Below are 17,552 nucleotides of genomic sequence, written 5' to 3' on the forward strand. Positions count from 1 at the left end.
CTCGTCGCGTCGACCCCGGCCTGGAAGGAAGTGAGCACCTCACCATGAGCACACCCGCGCTGACCACGTACCAACGGCACCACCTGCGGCCCACCTACACCCACCACGTCGGACACCTCTACCCGGCGATGGTGCGGGCCAGCCAGGCGCACGTGGTGATGCTGACCGAGCAGGGACTCGTCCCGGCCGACCGGGGCGCCCGGATGCTGCGCGGGCTGGCCGACCTGCGTACCGACCCGGCCCCGCCGCCGGAGTTCGACGGCAGCATCGAGGACACCTACTACCTGCTGGAGAAGCGGCTCGCCGCGGCCTGCTCGATCCCCACCTCCGAGCTGGACGTGCAGATGGCGCGCAGCCGCAACGACCTCGACGCCGGGGTGTTCCGGATGCTGCTGCGCGATCAGCTCACCGGGGTCCTCGACCGGGTGCTCGCCGCCGGGACCGTCGCCCTGGACGCCGCCCACCGGTACGCCGACGTGGTGATCACCGGTTACACCCACCGTCGTCCGGCCCAGCCCACCACCATCGGTCACGCCCTCGCCGGGTACGCCGAGGCGCTGCTCGGTGAGGCGTCCGCGTACGCCGACGTGATCGACCAGCTCAACGTCTCCCCGCTGGGCTCCTGCGCGTTCGCCGGCACCGACCTGGACATCGCCCCCGCCCGGGTGGCCGAACTGCTCGGCTTCGCCGCCCTGGTCACCAACTCCTACGAGGCGGTGGCCGGCGCCGACCACCTCGTCCGGGTGGGCACCCTCAACGCCCAGTCGCTGGCCACCGGGGCGCGGCTGGCCCGCACCCTGATGGACTGGCTGAGCTGGCGGTGGGTGAGCACCCCCGGCGACTTCACCCAGGGCAGCAGCATCATGCCGCAGAAGCGCAACCCGGTGGTGCTTGAACACCTGGTGTCGTACGCCGGTCAGGCCGCCGCCGACGCCGCCTCGGTGCTCAACAACGTGGGCGCGGCCTGGTGGGAGGACTCCAACAACGCCACCACCGACGTGCAGGTCCGCCTCTGGGAGAGCAACGACCGGGCCGACCGGTTCTTCGCCCTGCTCGGGGGCTTCCTCGCCGAGATCGAGCCGCTGGAACCCCCGTCGGCGGCCGAGATCGTCGCCTCCGGTGCCACCACGACCGCCGCCGCCGACGCGCTCGCCCGGCACGGCGTACCGTTCCGGGCCGCCCACTCGCTCCTCGGCCGCCTGGTCCGCGCCGGCACCCCCGACACCTGGACCGCCGACGAGGTCCGGGCCGCCGCCGACGGACTGGTCCCCGGCGGGCTCGCCGACGACGCGGTCGACGCCCTGATCGCCGCTGCGGTCCGCCCCGAGCTGGTGCTGAACCGGGTGCAGGCCGACGGCCCCGGTGCCGACGCCGTCCGCGCCCAGGTGGCCACGCTGCGGGTCGGGCTGGCCGGGGTCACCGACCGGCTGACCGGGGTACGGGATCGCCTCGGTCACGCCGACGCCGCCCTGGACGCCGTCGCCGCCGAACTGGCCGCCCGGTGAGCGTTCAGGTCGCCGGTGTCCGGGCCGGTGTCGACGGGCTGCTGCTCGGCATCGACTTCGGCGGCACCAAGATGGCCGTCGGGGTGGCCGACCGTCAGGGGCGGTTGCTGGCCCGGCGGCGGATCCCCACGTACGCCGAACGGGGTGCCCCGCAGGCCCTCGACCGGGCCCTGAACCTCGCCGCCGAGCTGGTCGCCGGGGTCGGCGGCCCGCTGCTCGCGGCCGGGGTCGCCTCGCCGGGAGTGGTCCGACCCGACGGCATCGACCTGGCCCCCAACGTCCCCGGCTGGGAACTGTTGCGGCTGGCCGAGGCGGTCCGCGACGGTCTCGACGTCGCCGCCGTGGCTGTCGACAACGACCTCAACGCCGCCGCCCTGGCCGAGCTGCGGATCGGCGCCCTGCGCGACGCCGACCCCGGCCTGGTCGTCGGGATCGGCACCGGGGTGGCGGCGGCCGTCACGGTGGGCGGCAGCGTCCTCGCCGGACACCGGGGCGCCGCCGGTGAGATCGGGTACGCCGTCGCCGGTGGCCCGTGGCCGGGAACCATGCTGGAGCTGGACTTCTCCGGCCGAGCCCTGGACCGGCTCGCCGAGGAACTGGGGTTGGCCGGGGGAGCCGCCGGGTTGGCCGGGGCGGCCGAACATCCAGGGGCCGCCCGGGACGCCCTGACCGCCCGGGTCGACGAACTGGCCCGCCACCTGGTCACCTGCTGCCTCCTGCTGGACCCGGCGCGGGTGGTCCTGGTCGGCGGGGTGGCCGGCAGCGCGGTCATCCGTGGCCTCCTCGTCGACCGGCTGGCCGAGGTCCTCCCGCACCGTCCCGACGTGGTCCTGTCCGCCTTCGCCGACGACGCCGCCCTCCTCGGCGCGGTCACCCTCGCCCGAGAGGCCGTCCACGTGTGAACCGACCCCGGGAACTTCCCCGGTGGCTCTCCGAGCGAGCTGCCTCCGCCCCGAACCCCGGAGCGTGTTGCCCCTCCGGCAGCCAACATCCGCCGAGATCTACGGAGGAGGCGCAGTCAGTCGGCAGGGTCCCCCGGGTGGGGTCAGCCGGTGGGGGCGACGGTCCGGACGGCCAGCCGGAACACGGAGAGTACGTCCTCGATCTCCGCGATCAGGCTCTCGCTGCTGCTGAGCAGCACCGTTCGACCGCTGGCCCGGACGGCGAGGGCGAATTCCCGCCGTGACTCGCCGGCCATCTCCGGAGTGGAGATCCAGGTCGCCTCGACCGCGTCCCCGAGCGCCGTCTTCACGGTCCGGTACTGCGGGTCGTCGACCTGCTTCACAGCGGCGACGAACGACTCCACCGCCGGGCGGGGCCGACGCTTCGGCTCGTCCACGCTCCACACCCGCAGGAACCCGGCCTTGATCGGTTTCGCGTCGACCTCGCACACCACGGTGGCCCCGCCCTGCCGGGTCAGCACGTCGCGGATCTCATCGTCGACGTCGTCGGGAATCTCGATCCTGGTGGCTTTCGTCCCCTCGGCGAGGGAGAAGACCAGCGGGAGGTGACACGCGCTGTCCCGTCCACCGACGGTCCCGGCGGCCTGCGCGGGCGGGACCTTGTCGTACCAGGGTGCGTCGTCGGCGGTGGGCGTCGTCGCGGTCTCGGTGGCGGCGGTGGGCGTCGCGGCGGTCTCGGGGGACGTCGCTGTCGGATTCTGGGCGGCGGGTTCGGAGGCGGCCTCGCCGCAGCCGGCGACCAGGGTCAGGGTGAGCGCGGCCAGCACGGCCATTCTTCGATGCATCGTCAGGTCCTCAGTGTCCCCGCCGTCACAGGCGGCCGAGAGATGCTAGCCCACTGCCCCCGAGGCCCCGCCGCACCCGCTGTCCGACGGCACGAAAAGAAGGAAAGGTCCCCTCCCACCGCCCCCGACGCCCCCGGTCTCCGGCGGCACGGAAAAAGGAAAGGGTCCCTCGTCGACGAGGGACCCTTTCTCACACCGCGTGCGGGCGGCCGGGGTCGCCGCTGGGCGGGTTGGTGCTCAGGGACGGGTGAAGACGAGAGCCACGTTGTGCCCGCCGAAGCCGAACGCGTTGTTCAGCGCGGCCGGGACCTCCATGTGCCGGGCCTTGTTCGTGGCCACGTCGAGGTCGAGGTTGTCGTCCGGGTCGTCCAGGTTGATCGTCGGCGGAACCACGCCGTCCCGGATGGACAGGATGGTGGCGATGGACTCCAGGGCACCCGCCGCACCGAGCAGGTGCCCGGTCATCGACTTGGTGGCCGACAGCACCGGGTGGTCACCGACCGCTGCCCGCAGGGCACCGATCTCCAGCATGTCCCCGACCGGGGTGGAGGTGGCGTGCGCGTTGACGTGCGCGATGTCCGTACCGGCCATGTCCGCGTCGGCGAGCGCCTTCTTGATCGCCCGGATCGCGCCCTCCCCCTCGGCGTGCGGCTGCACGATGTCGTACGCGTCGGACGTGACCCCGGCCCCGGCGAGCCGGGCGTACACCCGGGCACCCCGGGCGGCGGCGTGGTCGGCCCGTTCCAGGACCAGCACCCCGGCGCCCTCACCGAGCACGAAACCGTCGCGGCCCTTGTCCCAGGGACGGGAGGCGCGCTCCGGGTCGTCGTTGCGGGTGGACATGGCCCGCATCGAGGAGAACCCGGCGATCGGCAGTGCGTGGATGACCGCCTCGGTCCCGCCGGCCACCACCACGTCGGCGCGGCCGGCGCGGATCAGGTCGAGCCCGAGCGAGATCGCCTCCGCCCCGGTGGCGCAGGCACTGGCCACCGCGTGCACCCCGGCCTTGGCACCGAGTTCCAGCCCCACCCAGGCGGCGGGGCCGTTCGGCATGAGCATCGGGATGGTGTGCGGGGAGACCCGCCGCGGACCGGACTTCTCCAGGATGTCGTCCTGGTCCAGGAGGGTGACGGCGCCACCGATCCCGGATCCGATGCTGACGGCGAGTCGTTCCTTGTCGAGCCCGGAGTCGGCCAGCCCGGAGTCGGCCCAGGCCTGCTGCGCCGCGATCAGCGCGATCGCCTCGGAGCGGTCCAGCCGACGCATCTTGATCCGGTCGATGACCGTGCTCGGCTCGACGGCGAGATGGGCGGCGATACGGACCGGCAACTGCTCGGCCCACTCCGCGGTGAGCGGACCCACCCCGGAGCGGCCGGTGAGCATGGCGTCCCAGGTCGACGCGACGTCCCCGCCCAGCGGGGTGGTCGCGCCGAGCCCGGTGACGACGACGTCGAAGCGACTCATGTCAGGGCCGCGCCTCGATGTAGGTGACAGCGTCACCGACGGTCTTCAGGTTCTGGACCTCGCTGTCGGGGATCTTGACGCCGAACTTCTCCTCGGCGGCCACCACGACCTCCACCATGGAGAGCGAGTCGACGTCGAGGTCGTCGGTGAAGGACTTCCCCTCGGCCACGTCCTCCGGGTTCACCCCGGCCACCTCTTCGAGGATCTCGGCGAGGCCGCTGGTGATCTCTTCACGGGTCATTGCGGATGGTTCCTCTCGATGCGGTTGCACTCGACGGGCGGCGACGCCGTCCGTCACGTCCGGCGCTGCCGCCGGTACGGGTCTCGGGGGGACGCCCGGCACGGCTCGCCGGAGCGTCCTGGGTCCGCCCGGCGTGGGGTGCCGGGCGGGGTACGTCACGGGCAGCGGACGACCTGACCGGCGTAGGTCAGGCCACCGCCGAAGCCGAACAGCAGGACCGGTGCCCCGGAGGGCACCTCCCGGCGCTCGACGAGCTTCGACAGGGCCAGCGGAACGCTCGCCGCCGAGGTGTTCCCGGATTCGACGATGTCCTTCGCGATGATCGCGTCGGGCATGCCGAGCCGCCGGGCGATGCCGTCGATGATCCGGGTGTTGGCCTGGTGCGGCACGAAGGCGGCGATCTCCTCCGGGGCCACTCCGGCCCGCTCGCACGCCTGGAGGGCGAGGGGGGCCAGGGTGGTGGTAGCCCACCGGAACACCGACTGCCCCTCCTGCCTGACGTACGGACGCCAGCCCTCGATGCGTACCGCGTCGCTCTTCTCCGGCACCGAACCCCACACCACCGGGCCCACCCCGGCCGGCTCGCCGTCGGCGGTGGCGGTGAGCACCGCGGCACCCGCCCCGTCGGCGAAGATGATGCAGGTCGTCCGGTCGGTCCAGTCGACCATGTCGGAGAGCTTCTCGGCGCCGATGACCAGGGCGTTGCGGGACGCACCGGCCCGGATCGCGTGGTCGGCGGTGCCGAGGGCGTACGCGAATCCGGAACAGGCGGTGTTGACGTCGAAGGCGGCGGGGCCGGGGATGCCCAGCTTGGCCGCGACCCGGCAGGCGATGTTGGGGCTGCGGTCGATCGCGGTGCAGGTGGCCACCACGACGAGGTCGATGTCGGCCGGGGTCAGCCCGGCGTTGGCCAGCGCCTTGTCGGCGGCGGCGGCGGCCATGTCGGCTACCGACTCACCGGCTTCGGCGATCCGCCGGGAGACGATGCCGACCCGGTCGCGGATCCACTCGTCGTTGGTCTCGACCAGTTCGGCGATGTCGTCGTTGGTCACCACCCGCGACGGCTGGTAGTGCCCGAGCGCGAGGATCCGGCTCCCGGTCATGCGTCCACCTCCGTGGTCGACTGGCGATCCGAGGCGTTGCCGTGCCGGGCGATCAGGTCCCGCGCGGCGGGCAGGTCGTCCGGGGTGTTCAGGGTGACGATCTCCGGCAGGCCGGGACCCTTGAGTTCCCGCTTGACCAGGCCGGCGAGGCTGCCGGCCGGGGGCAGTTCGAGGACGGCGGTGACCCCGAGGTCGGCCAGGGTCCGCATGCACAGGTCCCACCGGACCGGGGCGGTGACCTGGTGGACCAGGCGCTGGATCACGTCCGGGCCGTGGCCGACGGCCGAGCCGTCGAGGTTGGACAGGAGGGTCCGCACCGGGTCGGTCGGGGTGATCTCGGCGGCCACCACCGCGAGGGCCTTCTCGGCCGGGGCCATGTACGGCGTGTGGAACGCCCCGGCTACCTGCAACCGGATCACCCGGGTCTTGGCCGGCGGTGCGGCGGCGAGCTGCTCCAGCCCGGCGATCGAGCCGGCGGCGACCACCTGACCTGCACCGTTGCGGTTGGCCGGGTGTAGTCCGGCGGCCTCGATCGCGGCGAGGACCTCGTCGGGGTCGCCGCCGAGCAGGGCGGCCATCCCGGTGGGCTCCAGCGCGCAGGCGGCGGCCATCTCCCGGCCGCGTACGCCGGCGAGGGTGATCGCGGTCTCGGCGGTGAGGACACCGGCCAGGGCGGCTGCGCCCAGCTCGCCGACGCTGTGGCCGGCGGTGACGGTGACCTCGTCCATCGGGAGGTGTTCGGCGGCGAGGAGGGCCGCCGCGACCAGCAGCGGCTGGGTGCGGGCGGTGTCCTTGATCTCCTCGGCGTCGGCCTCGGTGCCGAGGTGCACCAGGTCGACCCCGGCCAGCTCGGACCACGAGCGCAGTCGCGCCTCGCTGCCGGTCAGGTCGAGCCAGGGTAGGAGGAAGCCAGGTTTCTGCGAACCCTGGCCGGGCGAGAGTACGGCGAGCACGACTATGACTCTCCCGGACTACTCACGAGTTCAGGGTGTCGACTGGCACCAAACCACACTAGGACCATTGGAGAGACCCTACAAAGATTGACGTCGATCATCGATTTTCTGGGTGTTTTTGGCACTGGATGGAGAAATCAGGTGATTCGGCGTCGGATCCAGTCGACCGATCGTCAGCGCGATCTGGAGGGCGAAGGCGTCGCGCGGCGTCAACGGCGAGAAACCCGTGACGTCGCTGACCCGGCGCAACCGGTAACGCACAGTGTTCGGATGGACGAACAGGGCGCGGGCCGCGCTTTCCAACGTCCCCCCGGCGGCGAAGAAGGCGTCGAGGGTCGGCAACAGCTCACCCCCGGCCCGCACCAACCCCGCGTACACGTCGTGCCGCAACCGGCGGCGGGCCTCGGTGTCCCCGGCCAGGGCACGCTCCGGCAGCAGGTCCTCCGCCGACACCGGCCGGGGGGCACCCGGCCAGGCCGGGGCCGCGCGGAACCCGGCCAGCGCGGCCCGCGCCGACTCGGTCGCCTCGTCCAGACTCGGCACCGCCGGACCCACCACCACCGGCCCCTCCCCGAAGGCCTCCGACAGGTTCCCCGTGGCGCTCACCGGATCCGCCGCCCCGCCCAGCACCACCACCAGCCGGTCACCGTGCACCCCGCCGATCACCTCGGCGCCGATCCGGCGGGCCTGCCGGTAGACGGTGTGCAGCACCGCCGCCACCGCACCACCGGGGGACCGGCCCACCGCCACCGCCACCGGCGGGGCGTCAGTCCAACCCAACGCCGCAGCCCGGCTCGCCAGCACGTCCGGGGAGTCCCCGCGCAGCAGCGCGTCGACGAGCAGCGCCTGCAACCGGGCGTCCCAGGAGCCCCGCGACTCGGCGGCCCGCGCGTACGCCCTGGCGGCGGCGAACGCGATCTCCCGGGAGAAGCGCAGCATCACCTCCCGGAGCTGCTGCTCCTCACCGGGCGCGGCCAACTCCCCGGCCTGCTCCTCCACCACGTCGATGGTCACCTTGATCAGGGCCACCGTCTCCTGGAGGCTGATCGACCGGGCCAACGCCTGCGGAGCGGTGGCGAAGACCTCGTCGGAGACCTCCTGGCTGCTGTCGGCCGTACCGCCGCCGTCGCGCAGCCACTCCACCAGCGAACGGACCCCGGACTGGGCGACCAGCATCACCCAGGACCGCTGCTCGGCCGGGAGCGCCCGGAACCACGGCAGGGTCTCGTCCATCCGGGCCACACTGGCCGTGGCCAGCCCACCGGCGGCCCGCTCGATACGCCTGAGCGTCGCCGACAACTCCGTAGCCTGCCCCACCCCTCCACCCTGCCACCCGGCCGCCCGCGACCGACCGTCGGGCCGGTCCGGCTCACCCCGGCGGCTCGGGCAGCCCCGACTCCTGGGCCAGGATGGCGGCCTGCACCCGGCTGCGCAGCGACAACTTGGTGAGGATCCGGCTGACGTGGGTCTTGGTGGTGCTCTCCGCCAGGCCCAACCGGTCGGCGATCTGCTGGTTGGACAACCCCCGCCCCAGGCAGGCGAGCACGTCCCGTTCCCGGGGGGTGAGTGACCGCACCGCCGTCCTGGACTGCGCCGACGCCGTCGGGGCGGTCGCCGCGAAGGCGCTGATCAACCGCCGGGTCACCCCGGGGGCGATGATGCCCTCGCCCTGCGCCACGGTGCATACCGCCGCCACCAGCCCCGCCGCGTCGGTGTCCTTGAGCAGGAACCCCGACGCCCCGGCCCGCAGCGCCCCGAAGACGTACTCGTCGAGGTCGAAGGTGGTCAGCACCAGGACGTCGGCCAGCTCCTGCGCGACGATCTCCCGCGTCGCCGAGATGCCGTCCAGCACCGGCATCCGGATGTCCAGCACCGCGACGTCGGGACGCAGCGCCCGACACAGGTCGACAGCCGTCCGGCCGTCGGCGGCCTGACCGACCACCTCCACGTCCGGCGCCCCGGCCAGGATCAGCGCCAACCCGGCCCGTACCGCCTGTTGGTCGTCGGCGAGCACCACCCGCACCGGACCCGACCCTCCCGTCGTGCGTACCCCGTCGATGGTGTCGCCGAGGCCACCGGGCGACGTGGGCCCGCCGTCCGTCCCTGTCACGCCACCGCCTCCGTCGTGGGCAGCTCCGCGTGGATCCGCCACCATCCGTCCTCCTTCCGGGCGGAGAACCGGCCGTCGAGCAACGCCACCCGCTCCCGCATCCCGATCAGGCCGGCGCCCGCGCCGGGCACCGCCTCCCGCCCGGCCCGCACCCGGTTGGTCACTGTCACGACCACCACCCCCGGCTGGTACGTCACCGCCAACTCCGCCTCCCCGGCCCCGTGCTTGAGGGCGTTGGTCAACGACTCCTGCACGATCCGGTATCCGGCGAGGTCGACGGTGACCGGCAGGGGACGCGGCACCCCCGTCACCGTGGTACGGACCGTCAGACCGGCCGCCCGCACCCGCTCCACCAGGACGTCGAGCTCGCTGAGCCGGGCCCGGGTCGGCTCCTCGGCCGAGTCCGGACCGTCACCGTCCCCGGCCGGTTCCCGCAGCAGTCCGATCATCTGCCGCATCTCCGCCAGCCCCTGCACGCTGTTCTCCCTGATCACCCGTAACGCCGAGTCCACCTGCGCCCGGTCCAGTCCCGGTACGGACAACAGGGCGGTGGCGTGGATGGCGACGGCGCTGAGGTGGTTGGCGACCACGTCGTGCAGCTCCCGGGCCATCCTGGACCGTTCCGCCCCGACCGCCTGCCGCCGGTCCAGCTCCACCAGCCGGGCGGTCTGCTCGGCCCGGAGCCGTTCGGCCACGGCCCGGTCCCGGTACTGCCGGACCGTCGTCCCGGTCAGCACCGGCAGCAGCCCGATCAGCGCCACCACGACGCCCAGGGCCAGGGCCTCCCAGTCCCACAGCACCAGGACACCGACCACCGGGGTCAGCACCGTCAGCACCACAGTCACCCGCAGCAGTCGCCGCCAGAACCGGGGTGAGCCGTACACGCAGGAGTCGTAGAGCACCTGGGTGTAGATGATCGCGGTGGCCACCGAACCGCCGAGGGCCGTGTCGGCGACGAACGCCGCGGTGCCGAGGGCCAGGCCGGTCCGGGTGGCCACCCGACGCAGGGCGACCGCAACGCAGACCGCCACCAGGGGGAGCAGGAACCAGGGCCGGGGCAGCTGCGGCAGCCAGTCCAGACCGGCCCGGAAGCCGACGCTGTACATGACCAGGCCGCCGACCAGCGACCCGCCGGCCAGCGTCAGGTCACGTCCCCGGGTCCCGGACCCGAGCCACGACGGCACTCGCACGTCGCCGATCACACCACACCCCCGGCCCGTCGACCTCCGACCTCGGAACGACCCGGCCGGGGACCGCATCCCCCGAACGACCCATCCGCAACGGCGGGCGGCGCTGCTGGCCGGGGGCCGTTCGCCGGAGCCGGGCGGACCAGTACCGTACAGACACGCCGGGAAGGGGACCGCCCGGCGAGGGCGAGCGTGAGGAGACCGGGATGGCGCACGGGGAGGCCGAACACGGCTGCGCCCAGGGCGAGAGTTGCCGGCCGGGTCATCATGAGCAGCCGGGGGCGGGCAAGCACCCGAGGCGACCCGCCTGCGGAGCCGCCCACCCGAGCGACCAGTCGGTCGCCCGCACCCCGGAGTGCACCGTCGACGAGCCGGTGGTGCCGCGGCAGCGTACCGGCGAGGTGGTCGGTGGGTCGCCGACCGAGGACGGCCGGTCCTGCCTCAGCGACCTCCCCGGCTGGGCCGGGGCTCACCGGCACGGGCCGGTGCGGCCCCGCCGTCGTCGCACCGGTCGCCGGGAACGTCCCCCACAGCGCTGGTGCTGAGTCGGCGCGGGCAGGGTGTGCAACCCCCGCCCGCGCCGGTGTCCACCACGGCGTCGACCCGGGCCGACGCCGACCGGATCAGCGGGACCGTCGCCGGACCAGCAGCGCGATGCCGGCCAGCCCGATGGTGATGGTCACCGCCACCGCCACGTTGATCAGCAGCAGCCGCCGCAGCTCACCCACCGACTCGTTGATGCTCCGGCTGGCGTTCAACGAGTCGTCCGGGATCACCCGCTCGCCGCCGCCGATGCCTCCCGAGAGGGTGTCGAGCTGTCGCTCCAACGGCACCCCGGCGCCACGCAGCGTCTCGGACATGTTCAGTCGGCCCAGGAACCAGCCCGAGCTGGTCTTGCGCTCGTCCGGCTGTTTGGCCGGCCGGTAGACCCGTGGCCCGCCGACGGCCTTCGGATACAGGTCGTAGGTGTGCTTCGGCTCCTCACCGGCGAACACCACCACCGTGTACTTCGGGCCGAGGTCGGCCTCCTTCGGCCCCTTGGCCTGCCCGGTACGACCGAGCCAACTCACCTGGTCGATCACCGCGTTGACGTGCCCGTCGTGCGTGTCGACGCGCAGCCGTAGCGGCTCGGTGAGCCCCACCCCGGAGATGTCCACCCCGGGTGGTGGTTTCGGCTTCGGTGCCGCCCAGGCGGTGCCTGCCGCTCCCAGCGACAGCACCGCACCCATCAGAAATCCACTCAGCACCTTTACCAGCCGGCTCGCCGTGTCGCCCATCGGCCGCCCCCTCCGCCCCGTCGATGGTTGGCTTGCTGCAGGTCAGGCGTGGTCGTATGACGACGGTGACCGTGGCCACAGGCCCGGATGTCCACGTCAAGGGTTGCAGAACGACGCTAGAACGCAGCTACTGGAACAGTAATTGGAACTATCTGCGATCTCGAATCGACTAATGACCAGCCGTTGATCAGCGGGCGGATCTTACCTTTGCGGAGGTGTTCATGGGGGGCAGGGTGGTACGCGCGGTGCGCGCCTCGCTGGCCGTCGTCGGTGTGGTGCTGGGAGTGACGCTGCTGCTGCCGGGGTCACCGGCTGCCGCGCACAACTCGTTCACAGGCAGTGACCCCAAGGACGGGGCTATCCTGGCCGAGGCACCGCAGGAGGTCGAGCTGCGCTTCCTGTCGAGTGTGTCCAACCGGTCCGAGATCACCGTCACCGGGCCGGACGGGACCTCGGCGGCGGCCGGTGAGCCGACCTTCGACGGGAAGACGGTGACGGTTCCGGTGCAGCCCGGCCCGGCCGGGGAGTACACCGTCGCCTTCTCGGTGCCGTCGGCCGACGGCCACCGGGTCCGGGGCGAGGTGACGTTCACTGTCACCACCGGGGTCACGCCCGAGGCGTCGCCCAGTGCGGAGCCGTCGGTCGAGCCGTCGCCGAGCGCCGAACCGGCGGCGAGCCCGGTCCCGGCCGCCGACGCCAGCGACGACGGTGGCTCAGGATGGCTGTGGGCGTTGGGTGGGGTGGCGCTGGTCGGGGCGCTCGTCGCCGGGCTGCTGCTGCGTCGCCGCGCCGCCCGCTGACCGCCGAGGACGTCCGGCCCCGCCCGCAGGTGGCGGAGGGGGCCGGACGTTTCGTCGTGCGTCGGCTCACCGGCAGCCGGACGGCACCGGGCGGTCGTGCGTCGGCTCAGGGGAGCCGGACGCGGGCCGCTCCGGGTGGTCGTGCGTCGGCTCAGGGGAGCCGGACGCGGGCGGCGCGCAGCCGGGCCAGGGACCGGTCCCGGCCGAGCACCTCCAAGGACTCGAACAACGGCAACCCGACGGTACGACCGGTGACCGCGACCCGGACCGGCGCCTGCGCCTTGCCCAGCTTCAGACCCCGCTCGGCACCCACCGCCTCCAGCGTCGACTTGAGGGTGTCGGCGTTCCAGTCGGCCAGCGCGTCGAAGGCGGCGATCGCCGCGTCGAGCAGGTCGCCCGCCCCCTCCTTCATCGCCTTCTTCCAGGCCCCCTCGTCGATCAGCGGGTCGGCCAGGAAGAGGAAGTCGACGTTGGGCACGATCTCGCTGAGGACCGCGATCCGGGTCTGGGCCAGCGGTGCGACGGCGGCGAAGGCGGCGGCGTCGAACTCCTCCGGCTGCCACGGCGGCGGCGGGATGGTGGCGGTGCCGGTCAGCCACGGCTGGCAGGCGGCGACGAACTCGTCCACAGGCAGCGCCCGGATGTACTCCCCGTTGAACGCCCGCAGCTTCTTCTCGTCGAAGAACGCGGGAGAGGGGTTCACCTCCGCCAACCGGAACTCGTCCTCGATGACCGACCAGGGCACGATCTCCCGGTCGCCGGAGGGGGCCCAACCCAGCAGCATCAGGTAGTTGCGCATCGCGTCGGCGAGGTAGCCCTCGTCCTTGTACGCCTCCAGCGCGACCTTGTCCCGCCGCTTCGACAGCTTCTGCCGCTTCTCGTTGACGACCACCGGCACGTGCGCCCACACCGGCGGCTGCACCCCGAGGGCGTCCCAGAGGAGCTGCTGCTTGGGGGTGTTGGGCAGGTGCTCCTCGGCCCGGATCACGTGGGTGATCCCCATGCTCATGTCGTCCACCACGTTTGCCAGCAGGAACACCGGCGAGCCGTCACCCCGGGCGATGACGAAGTCCTCGATCAGCTTGTTCTCGAAGGTCGGCTCGCCCCGGATCAGGTCGACCACCACCGTGGCACCCTCGTCCGGGGTGCGGAACCGCAGGGCCCGCCCCTCACCCGGGGGCAGCGCCCGGTCCCGGCAGAACCCGTCGTAGCCGGAGTACTGGGAGCCGCTGCGGGCCTGCACCGCGTCCCGGGTGCAGTCGCAGTAGTACGCCCGACCGGCGTCGTGCAGCCGCCCGGCGGCGGCCCGGTGCTGTTCGGCGTACGCCGACTGGAAGTAGGGACCCTCGTAGGTGCCGCGCTCGATGCCGATCCACTCCAGGGCGGAGAGGATCCCCTCGGTCCACTCGGGCTTGTTGCGCGCCGCGTCGGTGTCCTCGACACGGAGCACGAACACCCCGCCCTGCTGCTTGGCGTAGATCCAGTTCTGCAGTGCCGAGCGGGCACCGCCGACGTGGAACATACCGGTCGGGGAAGGGGCGAAGCGTACACGTACCGTCACGTCCCCAGCCTACGGCCGCCGCCCCCGGCGCAAGGAAGGGCCCCTTGTTAACGCCCACGGTATAGAGGGTCACCCCTCTACAGGTGCGCGTCTCACAGGTGCGCGCGGAGCACGGTTCACGGTGCGCGGTTAGCGGTGCGCGGTTAGCGGTGCGCGGTTAGCGGTGCGCGGTTAGCGGTGCGCGGTTAGTGGTGCCCGGTTAGTGGTGCGGGGTTGGCGGTGAACGGTGGGCGGCGCGGTGTGCTGGGAGGCCGTACGCCGGGTCAGGGGACCGAGCGGATCTTCAGGACCAGGGCGCTGCCGAGGAGGGTGACCAGCGCGGTGACCACGTACAGGGTGGGGTAGCCGCCCAGGTGGACCACGATCGGCGCGGAGATCACCGGCCCGAGGACCTGTGGGGCGCTGTTCGCGATGTTGATCACGCCGAGGTCCTTGGCCCGGTCGGTGGCCCGGGGGAGGACCTGCGTGATCAGGGCGGCGTCGACCGACAGGTAGACCCCGTACCCGGCACCGAGGATCAGCGCCGCGACCAGCGCCACCGGCCAGGTCGGTACGGCGGCCAGCAGCAGCGCGGCCACCGCCATCACCACCCCGGCGACGATCACGAAGATCCGACGCCGTCCCGAGCGGTCCGACAGTCGACCGGCGATCACCGCGGTCCCCGTCAGCCCGACGGTGTAGAGCAGGATCAGCATCAGCAGGGCACCCCCGGGATCCGGATGGCGCACCTTGTCGGTGAGGAAGTAGAGCAGGTAGAGGGTGGCCAGCGCGTTGCCCACCTGCACCAGGAACCGGGTCAGCCAGGCCCAGGCGAAGTCCGGGTGCCGTCGGGGATCGATCCACATCGAGGCGATCAGGGCGCGCAACCGTACCGGCGGGCGGTGCGTCCTGGGCAGCGGATCGTCGGTGGTGAGCAGGGCGAACGGGACGGCCAGCACCAGGATCGCCGCCGCGACCGCCAGGTATCCGGCGGTGTTGCCCCGGACCAGTGCGGTGACCAGGACCGCCCCGGCGACCAGGCCGAGTGCCTGGGGGATGCCCACCCATCCGGCGACCCCGCCGCGTTGGGCGACCGGCACCCGGTCCGGGATCGCGGCGGTGAGGCTGGCCAGCATCGCGTTGAAGCAGACCTGGGCGGCGACCCACCCCAGCGCCACTCCGAGGATGGTCCGCTGCTGGGCGAGCAGGACCAGGGCGAGGGCGCCGAGGACCGCCCCGCCGACGGTCCAGACGTGCCGTCGGCCGAACTCCCGCCCGCCCAGCCGCAGGCAGGTCCGGTCGGACCAGGCTCCGGCGAGCGGGTTGGCCAGGACGGCGGCGAGCGCACCCAGCCCGGTGACCACGGCGAGCATGGCCTCCTTGTCGCCGGGGGCGATCTGCTCCACCTGCTGTGGCAGGAGCACCTGGATGGGGGTGAGGAAGGCCATCCAGACGCCGAGGTTCGCCGCGAAGGCCAACGCGATCCAGCCCCGCCGGACCGGGACCGTCGGTTCGGCGAGTGCCGCCGGCAGCGCCGCCGGGATCGGGTCGACGGTGGTCACCGGCGGGGTGCGGCGCGGTGCGCCGCGATGAGGTCCCGCAACCAGGTGTAGGAGGACTTCGGGGTACGGGTCTGGGTGTCGTAGTCGACGTGGACCAGTCCGAACCGTTTGGTGAACCCCTCGGCCCACTCCCAGTTGTCCAGCAGGGACCAGACGTAGTACCCCTGGACGTCCACCCCGGCGGTGATCGCCTCGTGGACCGCGCGCAGGTGCCCGTCGAGGTACGCGATCCGGTCGGTGTCGACCACCCGCCCCTCGGCGTCGGGGCGGTCGTCGTACGCGCACCCGCTCTCGGTCACCTGGACGGGCGGGAGGGTGTCGCCGTACTCGGCGTGCAGCCAGACGAGGACGTCGCGCAGCCCGCCCGGCGCCACCGGCCAGTCGCAGGCGGTGCGGGGGTACCCGTCGAGTTCGACGAGGTCGAAGGGGAGGGGGGAGCCTTCGGGGGCGGCTCGGATGCCTGTGGGGTTGTAGTAGTTGACCCCGAGTACGTCGATCGGGGCGGCGATCACGTCGAGGTCGCCGTCGCGTACGGCGGGGGTGGTCAGGCCGGTGGGGTAGCCCCGGCCGAGCAGCGGATCGGTGAAGAGCCGGTTGTGCAGGGCGTGGTATCCGACGGCGGCGGCCCGGTCGGCCTCGGTGTCCCCGACGGGTCGGATGGGGGAGTAGTGGTTGGTGATGGCGACCGGTCCGGCGCCTCGGGCCCGCAGTGCCGCCACCGCCAGCCCGTGGGCGAGCAGCTGGTGGTGGGCGACGGGCAGGGCGTCGAGGAAGAGCGCCTGGCCGGGGGCGTGCTCACCGGTGCCGTGGCCGAGGCTGAGGTGGATGAACGGCTCGTTGAGGGTGATCCAGAGCTTCACCCGGTCGCCGAGGCGGGCGGCGACGGCGTCGGCGTACTCGGCGAAGCGTTCGGCGGTGTCCCGGTGCAACCAGCCGCCGGTGTCCTGGAGCGACTGTGGCAGGTCCCAGTGGAACAGGGTGGCGACCGGGTCGATCCCGGCGGTGAGCAGGTCGTCGACGAGCCGTTCGTAGAAGTCCAGCCCGGCGGGGTTGACGGCACCACCGTCGGGGCGTACCCGGGGCCACGCCACCGAGAACCGGTACGCGTCGACGCCCAGGTCGGCCAGGAGCGCGACGTCGGTGGTGTGGCGGTGGTAGTGGTCGCAGGCGGTCTCGCCGCTGCTGCCGTCGACGATCCGTCCCGGCGTACCGGCGAAGGTGTCCCAGATGGAGGGAGTCCGTCCGTCGGCGTCGGCACCCCCCTCGATCTGGTACGCGGAGGTGGAGACCCCCCAACGGAAGCCGGCGGGGAACGCGGGCATGGGCGTGGTCGTCATGCACCCTCCACCAGAGACGCAGCCGAACGTGAATGGTGTTCGGAACTCTAGGGCGTGCCGACCGGGAAATCCATAGGCGGCCTGCGATCTGAGGGCAAGGGGTTCCGGCGTGTCTTTTTCCAAACACGTCCCATTGCGTCCGTTTTGCCGCATAGAGTGACGAATATCGCGGATGTCCTCAATGGGGGAATAGAAATGATCCTCGTGGAACGTAGTGCGCACGTGGCGGCGCCGGTGGAAGCGGTCTGGGAAGTCGTGCAGCGGGCCGAGCAGTTGCCGGCCTGGCTGGCGGGAGTTCGCGCCGCCGAAGTCCTCTCGGGTGAGGGCTTCGGTCGGCGACAACTGGTCCAGGCCGGGCGCGGTGCGGCGCACGAAGCCGAGGTGATCGCCTACCAGGAGCCGACCCTGATCGGTTGGCGGGAACGCGCCAAGGGCGCCGGTGCCCGGGCCGAGGCGCGGACCGAGATCTACGTGCAGCTCACCGCCGACGAGCAGCGGGGCGGCACCGTCGTCCGGCTCATCGTCGTACGCTGGCCGGCCGGACCGGTCAAGGCGGCACTGCTGCGGCTCGGCCTGCGCCGGGTCGGCGCGGACCTGGAGGACTCACTGGCCCGGCTGACCGACCTGGCCGCCGTCGGCTGACCGGTCCGTCTTCGGGAGTCGCCCGCGATGGTGGTGGGCCCCCGGACGTTCCCGCCAGGAACGCCCGACCCCACCGCCTCTACC

17 protein-coding genes are annotated in these 17,552 nt (G+C 72.7%); 5 read left to right on the forward strand and 12 right to left on the reverse strand.

Going from position 1 to position 17,552, the window contains the following annotated elements:
- Nucleotides 1-44 precede the first annotated feature (44 nt).
- The gene (locus ABT336_RS01300; RefSeq protein ID WP_350894464.1) at nt 45-1,505 is read left to right on the forward strand and encodes an argininosuccinate lyase; all 1,461 of its coding nucleotides are present in this window, start codon (nt 45-47) and stop codon (nt 1,503-1,505) included.
- Entirely contained in the window at nt 1,502-2,407 is a 906-nt protein-coding gene (locus ABT336_RS01305) for an ROK family protein (RefSeq protein WP_350894465.1), read from the forward strand. The genes ABT336_RS01300 and ABT336_RS01305 overlap by 4 nt, the downstream gene beginning before the upstream one ends.
- Before the next feature lie 143 nt (nt 2,408-2,550).
- Here ABT336_RS01305 and ABT336_RS01310 read toward each other — a convergent pair whose 3' ends face one another.
- The 8 genes from ABT336_RS01310 to ABT336_RS01345 form a co-directional block, all read right to left on the reverse strand.
- Nucleotides 2,551-3,252, reverse strand: a complete 702-nt coding sequence (locus ABT336_RS01310) for a lipoprotein (protein WP_350894466.1) — start codon at nt 3,250-3,252, stop codon at nt 2,551-2,553.
- A 237-nt stretch (nt 3,253-3,489) separates the two neighbouring features.
- Entirely contained in the window at nt 3,490-4,716 is a 1,227-nt protein-coding gene (fabF, locus tag ABT336_RS01315; protein ID WP_350894467.1) for a beta-ketoacyl-ACP synthase II, read from the reverse strand.
- Between the two features lies 1 nt (nt 4,717).
- Nucleotides 4,718-4,957 (reverse strand): acyl carrier protein, encoded by a 240-nt coding sequence (locus tag ABT336_RS01320; protein WP_350894468.1) that lies wholly within the window; start codon nt 4,955-4,957, stop codon nt 4,718-4,720.
- 155 nt (nt 4,958-5,112) lie between these two features.
- Nucleotides 5,113-6,060 carry a beta-ketoacyl-ACP synthase III gene (locus ABT336_RS01325; protein ID WP_350894469.1) on the reverse strand — a complete coding sequence of 316 codons (948 nt, stop codon included), beginning with the start codon at nt 6,058-6,060 and terminating at the stop codon, nt 5,113-5,115.
- On the reverse strand, nt 6,057-7,013 hold the full coding sequence (locus ABT336_RS01330; RefSeq protein ID WP_350894470.1) for an ACP S-malonyltransferase: 957 nt from the start codon (nt 7,011-7,013) through the stop codon (nt 6,057-6,059). Before ABT336_RS01330 ends, ABT336_RS01325 begins: the two co-directional genes overlap by 4 nt.
- Before the next feature lie 78 nt (nt 7,014-7,091).
- The gene (locus tag ABT336_RS01335) at nt 7,092-8,330 is read right to left on the reverse strand and encodes a PucR family transcriptional regulator (protein ID WP_350894471.1); all 1,239 of its coding nucleotides are present in this window, start codon (nt 8,328-8,330) and stop codon (nt 7,092-7,094) included.
- Nucleotides 8,331-8,382: 52 nt separating this feature from the next.
- Nucleotides 8,383-9,036 carry a response regulator gene (locus ABT336_RS01340; protein ID WP_350894523.1) on the reverse strand — a complete coding sequence of 218 codons (654 nt, stop codon included), beginning with the start codon at nt 9,034-9,036 and terminating at the stop codon, nt 8,383-8,385.
- 83 nt (nt 9,037-9,119) lie between these two features.
- Nucleotides 9,120-10,313 carry a sensor histidine kinase gene (locus ABT336_RS01345; protein WP_350894472.1) on the reverse strand — a complete coding sequence of 398 codons (1,194 nt, stop codon included), beginning with the start codon at nt 10,311-10,313 and terminating at the stop codon, nt 9,120-9,122.
- A 203-nt stretch (nt 10,314-10,516) separates the two neighbouring features.
- Between ABT336_RS01345 and ABT336_RS01350 the strand changes: the two genes are divergently transcribed.
- A complete protein-coding gene (locus ABT336_RS01350; RefSeq protein ID WP_350894473.1) occupies nt 10,517-10,855 on the forward strand; it encodes a hypothetical protein in 339 nt (112 codons plus the stop codon).
- Between the two features lie 78 nt (nt 10,856-10,933).
- Here ABT336_RS01350 and ABT336_RS01355 read toward each other — a convergent pair whose 3' ends face one another.
- Complete coding sequence (locus tag ABT336_RS01355) at nt 10,934-11,587, reverse strand: hypothetical protein (protein WP_350894474.1); 654 nt, start codon at nt 11,585-11,587, stop codon at nt 10,934-10,936.
- A 221-nt stretch (nt 11,588-11,808) separates the two neighbouring features.
- On the opposite strand from ABT336_RS01355, the gene ABT336_RS01360 reads away from it, so the two are divergent.
- Nucleotides 11,809-12,387 (forward strand): copper resistance CopC family protein, encoded by a 579-nt coding sequence (locus ABT336_RS01360; RefSeq protein ID WP_350894475.1) that lies wholly within the window; start codon nt 11,809-11,811, stop codon nt 12,385-12,387.
- Between the two features lie 151 nt (nt 12,388-12,538).
- On the opposite strand, the gene gltX is transcribed toward ABT336_RS01360, so the two are convergent.
- The 3 genes from gltX to ABT336_RS01375 all read right to left on the reverse strand — a co-directional run bounded on the left by gltX (nt 12,539) and on the right by ABT336_RS01375 (nt 16,826).
- Nucleotides 12,539-13,948 carry a glutamate--tRNA ligase gene (gltX, locus tag ABT336_RS01365; RefSeq protein ID WP_350894476.1) on the reverse strand — a complete coding sequence of 470 codons (1,410 nt, stop codon included), beginning with the start codon at nt 13,946-13,948 and terminating at the stop codon, nt 12,539-12,541.
- Nucleotides 13,949-14,211: 263 nt separating this feature from the next.
- Entirely contained in the window at nt 14,212-15,489 is a 1,278-nt protein-coding gene (locus ABT336_RS01370) for an MFS transporter (protein WP_350894477.1), read from the reverse strand.
- On the reverse strand, nt 15,486-16,826 hold the full coding sequence (locus ABT336_RS01375; protein ID WP_350894478.1) for a GH1 family beta-glucosidase: 1,341 nt from the start codon (nt 16,824-16,826) through the stop codon (nt 15,486-15,488). The genes ABT336_RS01370 and ABT336_RS01375 overlap by 4 nt, the downstream gene beginning before the upstream one ends.
- A 195-nt stretch (nt 16,827-17,021) precedes the next feature.
- Here ABT336_RS01375 and ABT336_RS01380 point away from each other — a divergent pair, with 195 nt between their 5' ends.
- Entirely contained in the window at nt 17,022-17,468 is a 447-nt protein-coding gene (locus ABT336_RS01380) for an SRPBCC family protein (RefSeq protein WP_350894479.1), read from the forward strand.
- The last annotated feature ends 84 nt before the right edge of the window (nt 17,469-17,552 follow it).

The organism is Micromonospora sp. NPDC000207, assembly GCF_040300925.1.
In the GTDB taxonomy this organism is placed as follows: domain Bacteria; phylum Actinomycetota; class Actinomycetes; order Mycobacteriales; family Micromonosporaceae; genus Micromonospora.

Excerpts from the sequence above, each read along its gene's own strand:
- ABT336_RS01300 (WP_350894464.1), top strand. The coding sequence starts at position 45 with ATGAGCACACCCGCGCTGACCACGTACCAACGGCACCACCTGCGGCCC.
- ABT336_RS01310 (WP_350894466.1), bottom strand. The coding sequence starts at position 3,252 with ATGCATCGAAGAATGGCCGTGCTGGCCGCGCTCACCCTGACCCTGGTC.
- fabF (WP_350894467.1), bottom strand. The coding sequence starts at position 4,716 with ATGAGTCGCTTCGACGTCGTCGTCACCGGGCTCGGCGCGACCACCCCG.
- ABT336_RS01320 (WP_350894468.1), bottom strand. The coding sequence starts at position 4,957 with ATGACCCGTGAAGAGATCACCAGCGGCCTCGCCGAGATCCTCGAAGAG.
- ABT336_RS01325 (WP_350894469.1), bottom strand. The coding sequence starts at position 6,060 with ATGACCGGGAGCCGGATCCTCGCGCTCGGGCACTACCAGCCGTCGCGG.
- ABT336_RS01350 (WP_350894473.1), top strand. The coding sequence starts at position 10,517 with ATGGCGCACGGGGAGGCCGAACACGGCTGCGCCCAGGGCGAGAGTTGC.
- ABT336_RS01355 (WP_350894474.1), bottom strand. The coding sequence starts at position 11,587 with ATGGGCGACACGGCGAGCCGGCTGGTAAAGGTGCTGAGTGGATTTCTG.
- ABT336_RS01360 (WP_350894475.1), top strand. The coding sequence starts at position 11,809 with ATGGGGGGCAGGGTGGTACGCGCGGTGCGCGCCTCGCTGGCCGTCGTC.
- ABT336_RS01375 (WP_350894478.1), bottom strand. The coding sequence starts at position 16,826 with ATGACGACCACGCCCATGCCCGCGTTCCCCGCCGGCTTCCGTTGGGGG.
- ABT336_RS01380 (WP_350894479.1), top strand. The coding sequence starts at position 17,022 with ATGATCCTCGTGGAACGTAGTGCGCACGTGGCGGCGCCGGTGGAAGCG.